Source organism: Vibrio sp. AND4 (assembly GCF_000171815.1).
Taxonomy (GTDB): Bacteria; Pseudomonadota; Gammaproteobacteria; order Enterobacterales; family Vibrionaceae; genus Vibrio.
Map to the genome: position 1 here is coordinate 1 of NZ_ABGR01000008.1, position 13,579 is coordinate 13,579.

Genomic DNA, 13,579 nt, shown 5'->3' on the forward strand with positions numbered 1-13,579 from the left:
AGCGAGCCAAAGCGATGCTGCGTGTAAAAGAGAAAGAATTTAAAGCCGCAGAATCTCTGAAAAGTCGCGGGCTGCAAGGTGAAGTTGCGTTTGCTACGGCGCAAGCTGCACTTGTCGATGCTCGTGCAAACCTCAGCAACGTTGAAATTGCGCTGAAAAATACCACAGTAAGAGCCCCTTTCGATGGCATTCTTGATCACAGATTCGTTGAGTTGGGTGATTTTGTCGGCGTTGGGGACCCTATCGCTACTGTGATAGATCTAGAGAAGTTAGCCATTGAAGTGAATGTCAGTGAGCGTCATATTCAGTTCCTTAAACAAGGTCAACAGGCTGATGTTCGTACCGTCAATAATACCCATCACTTAGGCACGATTCGTTATATCGGGCGTGTTTCTTCTTTCTCGACTAATACTTTTCCAATTGAAATTGAAATTGATAACCGTGAGAGCCTTATGCCAGCTGGGACCAGTACAGAAGTTGTGCTGTCCTTGAGTGAGGTCTTGGCTGTGAAAGTGACCGCAGCCATGCTGGCGTTAGATGAGGAAGGCAACCTTGGCATCAAAACACTGCGCGATCAGCACGTTCATTTTGTTCCTATCCAACTGGTGAAAGCCGAGAAAGATGGTGTGTGGTTATCTGGACTGGGCAAACAAGTGGATATTATTGTTCTTGGGCAAGGCTTTGCGCGTGATGGCGATTTGGTGATGGCGACCAAAGTTGGTGACGCCATCGAAGCTGCGAATCAGCAGTAGGGAGGCAATATGTTTGCTCTAATTGATGCTGCATTATCACGCGCACGTACCATGGTCACTTTGTTGGTGATGATTTTGATTGCTGGTGTGATCACTTACATTACGATTCCCAAAGAGTCGAGCCCTGATATTACTATCCCGATTATCTATGTTTCCGTTGGGCACCAAGGTATTTCTCCAACTGATGCCGAACGCTTACTGGTTCGTCCAATAGAGCAAGAGCTGCGGTCAATCGAAGGTGTTAAGGAGATGACTGCGATTGCTTCTGAAGGACACGCGTCGGTCACGCTTGAGTTTAGTGTTGGCGTTGATTTGGCAGAAGCGATGGCGGATGTACGTGACGCTGTCGATCTTGCAAAGCCTAAATTACCGGAAGACAGTGACGAGCCAACCGTGAACGAGGTGACATTTGCCTCGGAAGAGCCCGTCCTCACCCTGGTGTTGTATGGTACGGTGCCCGAGCGCACAACGGTGCAGATCGCTCGAGCATTGCGCGACAAACTAGAAAGTTATCGTCAGGTACTCGAAGTTGATATTGCTGGGGATCGTGAGGATATCGTCGAGATCGTGGTCGATCCGTTGTTGATGGAGAGCTATGGTTTAGATCAAGCGGATATCTACAATTTGGTGGCGTTAAATAACCGAGTCGTTGCTGCGGGCTTTGTAGACACGGGATACGGTCGTTTCTCAGTCAAAGTTCCTTCGGTGTTTGATTCTCTTAAAGATGTATTGGAGTTGCCCATTAAGGTGGACGGCAAAGAGGTGATTACTTTTGGTGATGTTGCGACCGTGCGTCGCGCCTTCCGTGACCCAGAGAGCTTTGCACGTTTAGACGGTATTCCTGCAGTCGTACTGGATGTCAAAAAACGCGCGGGTGAAAATATTATTGAAACGGTGGCGCTCGTCAAACAAGTGCTGAATGAAGCGCAAAAGCGAGCGGATTGGCCTAGCAATTTACAAGTCAAATACACTTGGGATCAGTCCGATGACGTTAAGCTGATGCTCAACGATCTGCAAAACAACATTCTTTCTGCGATTATTTTAGTGATTATTGTCATTATCGCGATACTTGGTGTGCGCACCGCACTTTTGGTGGGAATTTCCATTCCGGGCTCTTTTCTTACTGGCTTACTCGTACTTTCAGTGTTTGGCTTGACGGTCAACATTGTCGTGCTTTTCGCACTCATTATGGCGGTCGGCATGTTAGTAGACGGGGCCATCGTGGTGACGGAATTTGCAGATCGACGGATGCAAGAGGGGACGTCACGAAAAGAAGCCTATCGCGATGCGGCAAAACGAATGGCGTGGCCGATCACCGCTTCGACGGCGACGACGCTGGCTGCATTTGCTCCACTTTTGTTTTGGCCTGATATTACTGGCGAGTTCATGAAGTATTTGCCATTAACCTTGATTGCAACCCTCAGTGCCTCACTTATGATGGCATTGCTATTCGTTCCAGTGATTGGCGGTATTATTGGTAAGCCACAAGTGGTTAACCCCAACATCCAGCGAGAGATGATCGACCTTCATCATGGTGAGTTCGATAAGGCCACCGGCATTACCAAGCTTTACTACCGAACCTTATCGGTCGCTATTCGACATCCCCTTAAAGTTCTCTTAATGGCAATATTACTTGCTTGCGGTGTTGGTTTTACCTACAGCAAAGCAGGATTAGGAGCAGAATTCTTTCCAGAAGTAGACCCTGCTTTTTTTACCGTAAAAGTGCGTTCTTACGGCGATTTATCGATCAATGAAAAAGACGCCGTAATGAAAGAAATTGACCAGGTCATGTTAGGCCATGATGAGTTTGAAAGTGTCTACACACGAACTGGCGCCAGTTCAAATGATGGCGATGAGATTGGTCAAATTCAGATCACACCAGTCGATTGGCAATATAGGCGTAAAGTTAAGGACATTATTGAAGAGCTCAAACAGACCACCAGTCAATTCTCCGGCGTGGAATTGGAATACAAATTCCCAGATGCTGGGCCACCTGTTGAACACGATCTTGTCATCGAAATATCGGCGCAGAATTCAAGCCTAGATCAATTAGACAATGCTGCCAAGATGGTTCGCTACTGGGCTGACCGAAACTCAGCGTTGACTAACGTGAGTGATACCACCAACAAAGACGGTATAGATTGGCAGGTCGATATTCGTAGAGACGATGCCTCGCGCTTTTCTGCCGATGCGACTCTGGTCGGTAACACGGTTCAGTTTGTGACTAACGGATTGAAGATCGGTGACTATTTACCAGATGATGCTGACGAAGAAGTTGATATTTTAGTGCGTTATCCAAGAGACAAGCGGGATATTGGGCGCTTTGATCAATTGCGTGTAAAAACGGCGGCAGGCCTGGTGCCGATCACAAACTTTGCACAAATCAAACCGGAGCATAAGCAAGACACCATTCGTCGTGTAGATGGACGTCGCGTGGTAAAGGTTAAAGCGGATATGGTCGCAGGCTATAACCTTGCTCTCGAGTTACCCAAGATTACGACAGCAGTGTCACAATTGGGGTTACCTGAAGGGATAGAGTTTAAAATCCGTGGACAAAATGAAGAACAAGAGAACTCTTCAGCCTTTTTGCAAAATGCCTTTATAGTGGCTCTAGGCGTTATGGCCCTGATTTTGATTACTCAATTTAACAGCTTCTATCAGGCCTTTTTGATTTTAAGCGCTGTGCTGTTTTCTACGGTTGGTGTGTTCGCTGGTTTACTGCTTTTCCAGAAGCCATTTGGCATCATTATGTCGGGTATTGGGGTGATTGCATTAGCTGGTATCGTAGTGAATAACAATATCGTACTGATTGATACTTACAACCAAATGCGTAAACGTGGGTTAGAAAAGTCAGACGCGATTTTGCGTACGGGAGTACAACGTCTGCGACCGGTGTTATTGACCACAGTAACGACTATTCTTGGTTTGCTGCCAATGGTGTTGGAGATGAATATCGATCTGGTGAATCAGAAAATAGAATTCGGCGCACCGAGCACACAGTGGTGGTCTCAACTAGCCACCGCTGTTGCTGGTGGCTTGGCTTTTGCGACAATATTGACATTGGTTCTGACGCCTTGTTTGTTAATGCTTGGTCGCGAGCACAATATCGATGACGTTGCGTCAAAACGTGAAGAGGCAGCGTAAGCTGCCTCTTGATTGTTGTTCAATTCACATTGTTTCTATTACTTTTTTGCGAGTAACTTACTGTAGCGATCCAGTTTAGCCATGCTGATTTTTGCGTTTGCCAAGAAGGTTTGTTTCGCTTTACCTGTCAGAGACTTCGATTGTGGTAAGTTGACCGTTCTTGGGTTCTTATGAACGCCGTTAACCAAGAACTCGTAATGCAGGTGTGGGCCAGTTACGCGTCCTGTACCACCTAAGGTACCAATGGTTTGGCCTTGTTTAACCCGTTGACCCGTTTTAACCGTTCGCTTGGTTAAGTGTAAGTACTTAGTGATATAAGTGTTGCTGTGTTTAATGAACACATAGTTTCCGTTGAATTTGTTGTACGCAGACTTTTGTACGACACCATTGCCTGCCGCCCAAATTGGTGTACCTACAGGCGCAGCATAATCGGTACCTCGGTGTGGGCGAATTCTGCCTGTCACAGGGTGCAAGCGACGAGGATTAAAGTTAGAGCTGACTCGGCGGAAATCCAAAGGTGCTCTCAAGAAAGCTTTCTTCATTGCGCGACCATTCTCGTCGTAGTATTTGCCACTTTTCTCATCCAAGATTGCGGTAAAAGTGTCACCTTGGTTGTTAAAGATTGCGGCTATGATTTTCCCACGTCCAATGACTTCGCCTTCAACGACTTCCTCTTGGTAAAGCACACGGAAGGAGTCGTTTTTACGAATATCCAAAGCGAAATCGATATCCCATCCAAACATACCAGCCAGTTCCATAATTTGGTTTGCATTCAAACCAGAGGTGATCCCAGCATTCCAAAAGTTGGATTCGATCCTTGCTTCGGCGTAATTGTATTGATAGTCGACTTCTTTTTTGTCCACCTCAGAAACGTATTTGTCGCCTTGTAATCTGACGCGGAAGGTTTCAAAGGCATTCAGTGTCCGTTTGAGCTGAACAAAGTTGTTGTGTTCATCAAAGCCAAATAGCAACTTGTCGCCAGGACGAAGCCGAGTGAGTTGCTGTTTGATCTCTTTATCTGATGTGATCAACTTGTGGAGAAGGCGAGGGGATAAACCGACACGGTTAAAAAGCACTGCAGCACTCTCCCCATTTTTTACTTTGTATGTTTCCCAGCGCAGAACAGAGGATAGAGTAGAAGAGGCGCCTTGCTCAGATAAATTTACAGAAATCGGTACCGAATAATGCTCACCAACTTTGAGTCGGTTTTGCTGCGGGTCGAGGTCTTGCGGATCGGGTAAGAAGAACAGTGTGGCGATGATCTGCACACTAAAAAAACCGATCAATATTTTGTGCAAGAGTGGTAGTCGGACAAAAATTGAATGCATAAGGTACTTGATTAATAAATTAAACGTAAAAATTGACAACTACCTAGTCTAACGTGTTTCAAAATGCATCGCTATTCAAGTAAGATGTTGAACTATTATATTTTTGCCAAATCTGTGGGAGTGAACAAGAATGGCGAGTATTGAAGCTGCACTAGCTGAGATTAAGCGCGGTGTTGATGAGCTTATTCCAGAAGAAGAGTTAATCGCAAAACTAAAAGAAGGTCGTCCTCTACGCATTAAATTGGGCGCCGATCCGACAGCACCTGACATTCACCTAGGTCATACGGTGATTTTCAATAAGCTTCGCTTGTTCCAAGAACTTGGTCATGAAGTTACGTTCTTAATCGGAGACTTCACTGCAATGGTTGGTGATCCGACAGGAAAGAATACCACCCGCCCACCGCTAAGCCGTGAAGACGTTCTGCGAAACGCAGAAACGTACAAAGAGCAGGTTTTCAAAATTCTGGATCCGGCTAAGACAAAAATTCAGTTCAACTCTGAATGGCTGTCTGAACTTGGCGCAGAAATATGATTCGTCTTGCTGCAAATCAAACCGTGGCCCGTATGCTAGAGCGTGATGACTTTAAAAAGCGATACGCAGGCGGTCAGCCAATCGCGATTCATGAGTTCATGTACCCGTTACTTCAAGGTTGGGACTCAGTTGCAATGGAGACGGATGTTGAACTTGGTGGTACTGACCAGAAGTTCAATCTACTGATGGGTCGTGAACTGCAAAAATCTCACGGTCAAAAACCTCAAGTTGTACTCATGATGCCGCTTCTCGTTGGTCTAGACGGTGAGAAGAAAATGTCGAAATCTTCAGGTAACTACATTGGTATTAGCGAAGCACCAAGCGAGATGTTTGGTAAGATCATGTCTATTTCTGATGTTCTTATGTGGAGCTACTACGAGTTACTGTCTTTCCGTCCTTTGGAAGAGATTGCGCAGTTCAAAGCCGATGTAGAAGCAGGTAAGAACCCTCGAGATATCAAAGTTCTGCTAGCGAAAGAAATCATCGCTCGTTTCCACAGCGAAGCGGATGCTGATGCTGCTGAGCAAGAATTCGTTAACCGTTTTGCTAAGAACCAAATTCCTGACGAAATGCCAGAGTTTGATTTTGAGGCAGGCACGCCAGTCGCCAACTTACTGAAAGAAGCCGGTCTTTGTGCTTCAACGTCAGAAGCAATGCGCATGGTTAAGCAAGGCGCTGCTAAGATTGAAGGCGAGAAAGTTGCTGATGCGAAGTTTGCTCCTGAAGTAGGCACTTACGTATTCCAGGTCGGTAAACGTAAATTCGCACGTATTACTATTAAGTAATCGGTAAGAGCTCTAAATGAAAGCGCCTACCGAGCGGTTTATTTTCCGTCACCGCTCGGTTTTCAAGCTGGACTCAGCCGTTTGGTGAGCCTAGTCTTGGCATCGATTGTCGATATTTCAGATATGTGGATCTACTTTGCCGTAGCGCACTACTTCTTAGGCGTTTTCTTAGGCGTTGCCTGACTGAAATTCACAATGTCTTGATAGAATTGCTTTTCAAATTGCGTGATAGGGGGGACGGCAGGTTTGTTATCGTCCCTTTTTTCTGGAAAATAGTCAGATACAAACTGAACAAACACTGTGTTTGGTTTGCCGTTTTTATCTAATCCATACCCCGCCATATTGTATGTCCCATACAGAGAGCCGCTCTTTGCTATCAATTGCCCTTTGATGGGCGCTTTACGCATGCTTCTACGATATTGCAAAGTCCCTGATACCCCCGATTTGGGCATAATGGCAATCAGGCCTAACTCGTTCTCATGTCGCCAAATATAACGCAATATAGCCGCCATAGCGGGCGCTGAGATTCGATTATTACGTGATAAGCCAGAGCCGTCTTCTAGCCTCGCATCACGGATATCGACACCAGTATTCGCAAGGATGATCTGCTTGATGGCCTCTGTGCCGTTCGTAAAGCTACCCGGCTGAATAAAAAACTTCGCACCAAGTGTTTTCGTCAACGTATCAGCAATCAAGTTGTCTGAGTGTTTCAGCATTTGGTCCAACAGCTGTGGCAACGGTTTAGACTTGTGTATCGCAAGCAGTTTACGTTGCTTTTCTGGAGCCTTACCAATTCGAACATTGCCTTTTAGTGAAATACCGACTTGCTTAAGCAGCTTTTGGACTTTTTGACTGGTGTAGTGTTCAGGATCTTGCACAGCAAATTTCAGCGGGAGAGGCTTGTCGCCGCGGTCAACCAAGCAGCCCGTTAGCTGGTATGTGTTGTCTGGGTTAGCAATCAAATCCAAATTGCAGTGACGGCTCTTCTGGACACTTTTAGACACAGTTTGCACATTGGTTTTTACCTTTATTGGTTGATGTTCAGGAACGTAGACACGAGTCGTACCATTTTTCTTTGTGTAGATAGATGCCTGAACACAGTTATCATTCAATGTAATTGCAGATGCGGGCGCACTATAGCAAACCCCAAGAATGTCCCATGGCCAACCCACAGCGCGGTTATAACCAGTAAAAGCGCTGTTATCTAACCAAAGGTTGCCTTTAATTTTATCAAAGCCATTTTTCTTGGCTCTCGTTAGCATGGCCTTTAGATCTTGAGTGAGTAACGTTGGATCCCCAGAAAAAGTAAGCACAGCATCTGAGCTTGAACTTTCTAAAGTCGTTCGAAACGCAAAGTTGTTTCCTAGTTCGAGTTTTGCCGCCAATGCAGTGATAACTTTTAGCGTACTGGCAGGTGGAAAATATTGGTCGGTTGGCTGAATAGAGGTGAGCTCACTTTGGTCGTTGAGCTTTTCAGCAATCAAGCTAATACGAGAGCCTTGTGGCAGTAACTCTTGGTGAGGATAGGCCTCTTGATGAAGATCTGCCATTGATGCGAATGGAGCGAGACTAAAAAAAAGCAATAAAGAACAACGTAGGCGCATAGTGACACTTCATAAAGTTAATGATGCAATTGAGTATATACCGAAAAATCACACAATTCTGAATATAAAAAATGCCCGCATTGTGCGGGCATTTTATCTTCAAGTCGTGAGACTTATTAGAAGTCGTAGCGTAGACCTAGAGCTAGCTCGTCTTCTGCGTCAGCCTTAGTCGCTACGCTATTGCCCGCAACCGTTGAGCCAAGCTTATCGCCAGCATCAATTAGGTTGAAGTTGTACGATACGTAGCCACGGAAGTTAGGCTTGAAGTAGTAAGAAGCGTCAACTGCGAAGTTGTTTGCAGACGTTTCGTTATTAGTTTCAGCAGTGTTGTATGTAGAAGTGAATACAGTTTGACCTAGAGTGTAAGCACCTGCTAGTTCGTAACCTGTGTAGTCTACAGTAGAGTTGTTTGAAGCTTCTTTTTCACCGTCAGTGAATACACCAGCGAAGTATAGATCGCTCATAGTGTAAGAAGCAGCAAGCATGTATTCGTTCGCTTCAGATTGATCTGCGTAACCAGCACCTAGCTCAAGACCTGTGTCTGCAACAGCGTAGATTGCAGATAGAGAGTAACCGTCTTGACCGTTGTCTGTGAACTCACCGTTTGTTTCTTGACGGTCTGCAAAACGGTAGCTAGCTTTAACTGCTAGGTTTTCGAATTGACCTTTGTAAGAGAACATGTTGTCAGAGCGGTCAGCTGCAGCTAGTTTATCAGCCGCTGAGTTACCGTGGTATGCCATGATATCGGTAAAGTCAGTAATAACGCCTAATGCACCTTCGTTTTTACCGTAAGTCATTTCACCGAATTCACCACCTAGACCAGCGTAAGCGTAACGAGTGTCCAAGTTGCTGCTACCGTCTACACCACCTTGTTCATTTGTGGTGAACTCACCTTCCCAGAAACCAACACCGTATAGGTTGTCATTGATCGCTTGAGTGCCAAGGAAGTTTAGACGGATACGAGAGTTATCCGCTACGTCGCCATCTTGCATAGATAGACGTGCTTCAGCACGGCCGCCCATTTCTAGAGAAGTGCCGTCTTGGTTGTAAAGCTCAGCTGCGTTAACGCCAGTTGCCATAGCTGCTACAGATACAGAAAGAGCAAGTAGAGTCTTTTTCATCTTATTTGTCCTAGTTAGCTGTCCATAATCATTGTTTTATGGGGGAGAGGTTATCTCTCACAAGTTATTATTGTGCGTATAGTTTCACTCGTGAGAATCGCCCACATTCGAAAAATCTATGACGTAACAACTTGCCGAACATGTTTTACTGCTAAAGTTTCCTTATCAGTTAGTAAAATGATATAAATTCAAATTACGAACACCGTTCAATTGTTATCTTTTTTAGTTTAAGCTGTTGTTTGCAAGTGACTTTTCCTGTGCTCACATTGCCATGACATTGATTTGTTTTTATCTTTTTTGATTTTTTTGGTGTGATGAGCCGTCCTGCATTTCAATAAGTTGTGATGATAAATGAGCATGGATGAATTTGACAACTTTGAATTTCTGAGGCTGTTACGCTGTGAAATCGAATTAGGGTGATTTCATATCGTAGTTTGTTTAAACTAACGGAAACGAATCTTTGAACGCACTACCTAACCTTCCGGTTGGGTGGGCTTTTTTTGTCCAAAGACACCTTTGGCCTAGAGGTTATATAATGGAAAAAGTTCCAATGACATCACGTGGTGAGCAATTACTACGTACTGAGCTTGAGAGACTACTCAAGCTTCGCCCACAAATTTCACAAGCCATCGCAGAAGCGCGTGAATTAGGCGATTTGAAAGAAAACGCTGAATACCACGCTGCTCGTGAAGAACAAGGTATCTGTGAGGCACAAATTCGTGATATTGAATTCAAACTGTCTGTTGCTCAAGTCATTGACGTAACAACGATGGATAACACAGGTAAAGTGATATTTGGTTCAACCGTTACGCTTATCGACTGTGATACAGAAGAAGAAAAGACTTACCAGATCGTTGGTGATGACGAAGCGGACATCAAAGCCGGTCGCATCTCTGTAAGCTCTCCAATCGCACGTGGCCTAATCGGTAAAATGGAAGGTGACGAAGTCGTCATTCAAACCCCTGGTGGTGCGAAAGACTTTGAAATCGACAGTGTTGAGTACATCTAATTAAGTGATGCTCACTATTTGCTGATACAAACCATATTCGCTGATATGAACGATAGATGCAAAAAAGGTCGCCCATGGCGACCTTTTCTTCTTCCGTAGTGTAAGTGGCGTTACTTACGTGGGATTTCGATCTTACGCTCTTCAGATTGACGGAAGAGCACAAGCACTTTACCAATTGTCTGAACTTTTTCAGCGCCAGTCTCTCGTACGATAGCGTCGATGATCAGCTGTTTTGTCTCACGGTCTTCTGATGCAACTTTAATTTTGATCAGTTCATGGTGGTTAAGAGCGATCTCAATTTCTGCTAGCACGGCTTCTGTAAGTCCATTTGCGCCCATTAGCACAACAGGTTTTAAACTGTGAGCTAGGCCTTTCAGGTGCTGCTTTTGTTTGGTGCTTAGGTTCATTACGCGGCCAATTTTCTTTTAAATAAGGGTTGAAAAAAGCTATTTTAGCGCCATCTATTGCTGAAGACTATAATTTATTGACTAATAGGTTGTACCTGTTAGAACAATAGCTCCTAATTACGCCTTGTTGGGATTAAAATGAGTAAACAAAAACATTCGGCCAGCTCTGGTCGTTGGTTGAAAGAACACTTTGATGATAAATACGCAAACGAAGCACGAAAAAAAGGCTACCGTTCTCGTGCTTACTTCAAAATTGAAGAGATTCAAACAAAAGATAAATTGTTGAAATCTGGGATGACCGTCGTCGATTTAGGTGCAGCGCCAGGTGGATGGTCTCAATATGCTGCTAAGATAATAGGTGAAGATGGCCAAATCATTGCTTGTGACTTGTTGCCTATGGATCCCATCGCTGGCGTGAGCTTTTTGCAAGGTGATTTTCGTGACGAGGCAGTACTGGATGCACTGTTAGAAAGAATCCAACCGTCGATGGTAGACGTAGTAATGTCTGACATGGCGCCTAACATTGCTGGCAATAACTCAGTGGATCAGCCGCGAGCAATGTATTTAGTCGAATTGGCTTTAGATATGTGTCGACAAGTTCTAGCGCCTAATGGTAGCTTTGTCGTAAAGGTTTTCCAAGGCGAAGGCTTTGATCAATTTGTCAAAGAAGTCCGTGACACGTTTAGAGTCGTAAAAATCAGAAAACCAGACTCATCGCGAGCTCGCTCACGAGAAGTCTTTGTTGTAGCCAGTGGTTACAAAGGTTAACCATTTCGTACGTCTAGAGCATGGTTAACACTATAGCTACAGTTAATGAACTGTAGTACCCTACCTTTAATTACAATTAGTTATCGAGAGGCTGACACCTTGAGTGACATGGCAAAAAATTTAATTCTGTGGCTTGTTATCGCTGTCGTTTTGATGTCGGTATTCCAGAGCTTTGGTCCTGGAGAAAGCAACGGCAGAACGGTGGATTACACCACCTTTGTACAGGAAGTTGGCCAAGGCCAGATTCAAGAAGCAACTTTTAAAGATCGCGAGATCAGTTTCGTTCGTCGCGGCGGCGGTGCCAAAATGGTCACGTACATGCCGGTTTATGACGAGAAGTTGTTAGATGACCTAATTAATCAAAATGTGAAAGTGCAGGGCACGCCTCCTGAAGAGCAGAGTTTGCTAGGCACAATTTTCATTTCTTGGTTCCCAATGATCTTGTTGATTGGCGTGTGGATTTTCTTTATGCGTCAAATGCAAGGCGGCGGCGGAAAAGGCGCGATGTCCTTCGGTAAAAGCAAAGCGCGTATGATGGGCGAAGAGCAAATCAAAACCACATTTGCTGATGTAGCTGGCTGTGACGAAGCGAAAGAAGACGTTAAAGAGTTGGTGGACTACCTACGCGATCCAAGCCGCTTCCAGAAGTTAGGCGGTAAGATTCCAACAGGGGTGCTTATGGTTGGCCCTCCTGGTACGGGTAAAACGCTATTAGCAAAAGCCATTGCAGGCGAAGCAAAAGTCCCTTTCTTTACTATCTCTGGTTCTGACTTTGTTGAAATGTTTGTTGGTGTTGGTGCATCTCGTGTACGTGACATGTTTGAGCAAGCTAAGAAAGCCGCACCTTGCATCATCTTTATCGATGAGATAGACGCAGTAGGTCGTCAACGTGGTGCAGGTGTTGGTGGTGGTCACGATGAACGTGAACAAACACTTAACCAAATGCTTGTTGAAATGGATGGTTTTGAAGGCAATGAAGGTATCATTGTCATTGCAGCAACCAACCGCCCAGATGTATTGGACCCTGCACTATTGCGCCCTGGCCGTTTTGACCGCCAAGTGGTGGTTGGTCTTCCAGACGTACGTGGCCGTGAACAGATTCTGAAAGTCCACATGCGAAAAGTCCCTCTAGCAGGCGACGTAGAACCTTCACTAATCGCACGTGGTACGCCGGGTTTCTCTGGTGCTGACCTTGCAAACTTAGTTAACGAAGCCGCTTTATTTGCTGCTCGCGGTAACAAGCGCAACGTGTCTATGGTTGAGTTTGAACTGGCTAAAGACAAAATCATGATGGGTGCAGAGCGCCGCTCAATGGTGATGTCTGAAGAAGTAAAAGAGTCAACAGCGTATCATGAGGCAGGTCACGCCATTGTGGGGCGCTTAGTCCCTGAGCACGACCCAGTATACAAAGTGTCTATTATTCCACGTGGTCGTGCATTAGGTGTGACTATGTACTTACCGGAGCAAGATCGTGTGAGCATGTCTCGCCAACACCTAGAATCAATGGTGTCTAGCTTGTACGGTGGTCGTCTAGCGGAAGAGCTTATTTACGGCGCTGATAAAGTATCCACTGGTGCTTCTAATGATATCGAACGTGCAACAGACATTGCACGTAAAATGGTCACACAATGGGGCTTTTCTGAGAAACTCGGTCCATTGCTCTACGCAGAAGAAGAGGGCGAAGTCTTCTTGGGTCGCAGCGTGACACAGACTAAACATATGTCTGATGATACAGCCAAGCTCATTGATGATGAAATTCGCAAGATCATCGACCGCAACTATGACCGCGCGAAAAAAATCTTGGAAGAGAACATGGACATCATGCATGCGATGAAAGATGCGCTGATGAAGTATGAGACCATTGACGCTGGCCAGATTAACGACCTTATGGAACGCAAAGATGAGATCCGTGAACCAGCCGGTTGGGGTGATAAACCAGACAAGCCAGAGGATAGCGACAAGCCTCAAGCGAAACCTGAAGTAAAAGCAGAAGAGAAGTCAGAGGAGCCTGCAAAACCTGTAGAGCACCCTGCATCTCAAGAAGCGATTTCAAGTGAAGCATCAGAAAAGAAAGACGCTGAGTAATATGTAGCGTTTGACGAAAAGCCCCGAGCTAAGCTCGGGGTTTT

General features: G+C 45.3%; 9 protein-coding genes and 1 pseudogene. 6 read left to right on the plus strand and 4 right to left on the minus strand.

Annotated elements, in window-relative coordinates:
• Both AND4_RS10565 and AND4_RS10570 read left to right on the plus strand, forming a co-directional pair.
• The coding region (locus tag AND4_RS10565) for an efflux RND transporter periplasmic adaptor subunit (RefSeq protein ID WP_009842957.1) at positions 1-752 on the plus strand (752 nt) is incomplete at its 5' end.
• A gap of 9 nt (positions 753-761) precedes the next feature.
• The gene (locus tag AND4_RS10570) at positions 762-3,896 is read left to right on the plus strand and encodes an efflux RND transporter permease subunit (protein WP_009842958.1); all 3,135 of its coding nucleotides are present in this window, start codon (positions 762-764) and stop codon (positions 3,894-3,896) included.
• Positions 3,897-3,934: 38 nt separating this feature from the next.
• Here AND4_RS10570 and AND4_RS10575 read toward each other — a convergent pair whose 3' ends face one another.
• Complete coding sequence (locus AND4_RS10575; RefSeq protein ID WP_009842959.1) at positions 3,935-5,224, minus strand: peptidoglycan DD-metalloendopeptidase family protein; 1,290 nt, start codon at positions 5,222-5,224, stop codon at positions 3,935-3,937.
• A gap of 130 nt (positions 5,225-5,354) precedes the next feature.
• Between AND4_RS10575 and tyrS the strand changes: the two are divergent.
• Positions 5,355-6,541: pseudogene (gene tyrS / locus AND4_RS10580) on the plus strand (tyrosine--tRNA ligase).
• A 149-nt stretch (positions 6,542-6,690) separates the two neighbouring features.
• On the opposite strand, the gene dacB reads toward tyrS, so the two are convergent.
• Together dacB and AND4_RS10590 are read right to left on the minus strand one after the other, a co-directional pair.
• Positions 6,691-8,091, minus strand: a complete 1,401-nt coding sequence (dacB, locus tag AND4_RS10585) for a serine-type D-Ala-D-Ala carboxypeptidase (protein ID WP_086026825.1) — start codon at positions 8,089-8,091, stop codon at positions 6,691-6,693.
• Between the two features lie 170 nt (positions 8,092-8,261).
• Entirely contained in the window at positions 8,262-9,266 is a 1,005-nt protein-coding gene (locus AND4_RS10590) for a porin (protein ID WP_009842964.1), read from the minus strand.
• Between the two features lie 535 nt (positions 9,267-9,801).
• Between AND4_RS10590 and greA the strand changes: the two genes are divergently transcribed.
• Positions 9,802-10,275 carry a transcription elongation factor GreA gene (gene greA / locus AND4_RS10595; RefSeq protein ID WP_009842965.1) on the plus strand — a complete coding sequence of 158 codons (474 nt, stop codon included), beginning with the start codon at positions 9,802-9,804 and terminating at the stop codon, positions 10,273-10,275.
• 110 nt (positions 10,276-10,385) lie between these two features.
• Here greA and yhbY read toward each other — a convergent pair whose 3' ends face one another.
• Positions 10,386-10,682 (minus strand): ribosome assembly RNA-binding protein YhbY, encoded by a 297-nt coding sequence (gene yhbY, locus AND4_RS10600; protein ID WP_009842966.1) that lies wholly within the window; start codon positions 10,680-10,682, stop codon positions 10,386-10,388.
• 138 nt (positions 10,683-10,820) lie between these two features.
• On the opposite strand from yhbY, the gene rlmE reads away from it, so the two are divergent.
• Together rlmE and ftsH are read left to right on the plus strand one after the other, a co-directional pair.
• On the plus strand, positions 10,821-11,450 hold the full coding sequence (rlmE, locus tag AND4_RS10605; RefSeq protein ID WP_009842967.1) for a 23S rRNA (uridine(2552)-2'-O)-methyltransferase RlmE: 630 nt from the start codon (positions 10,821-10,823) through the stop codon (positions 11,448-11,450).
• Between the two features lie 108 nt (positions 11,451-11,558).
• Positions 11,559-13,535 (plus strand): ATP-dependent zinc metalloprotease FtsH, encoded by a 1,977-nt coding sequence (ftsH, locus tag AND4_RS10610; protein ID WP_009842968.1) that lies wholly within the window; start codon positions 11,559-11,561, stop codon positions 13,533-13,535.
• Positions 13,536-13,579 lie beyond the last annotated feature (44 nt).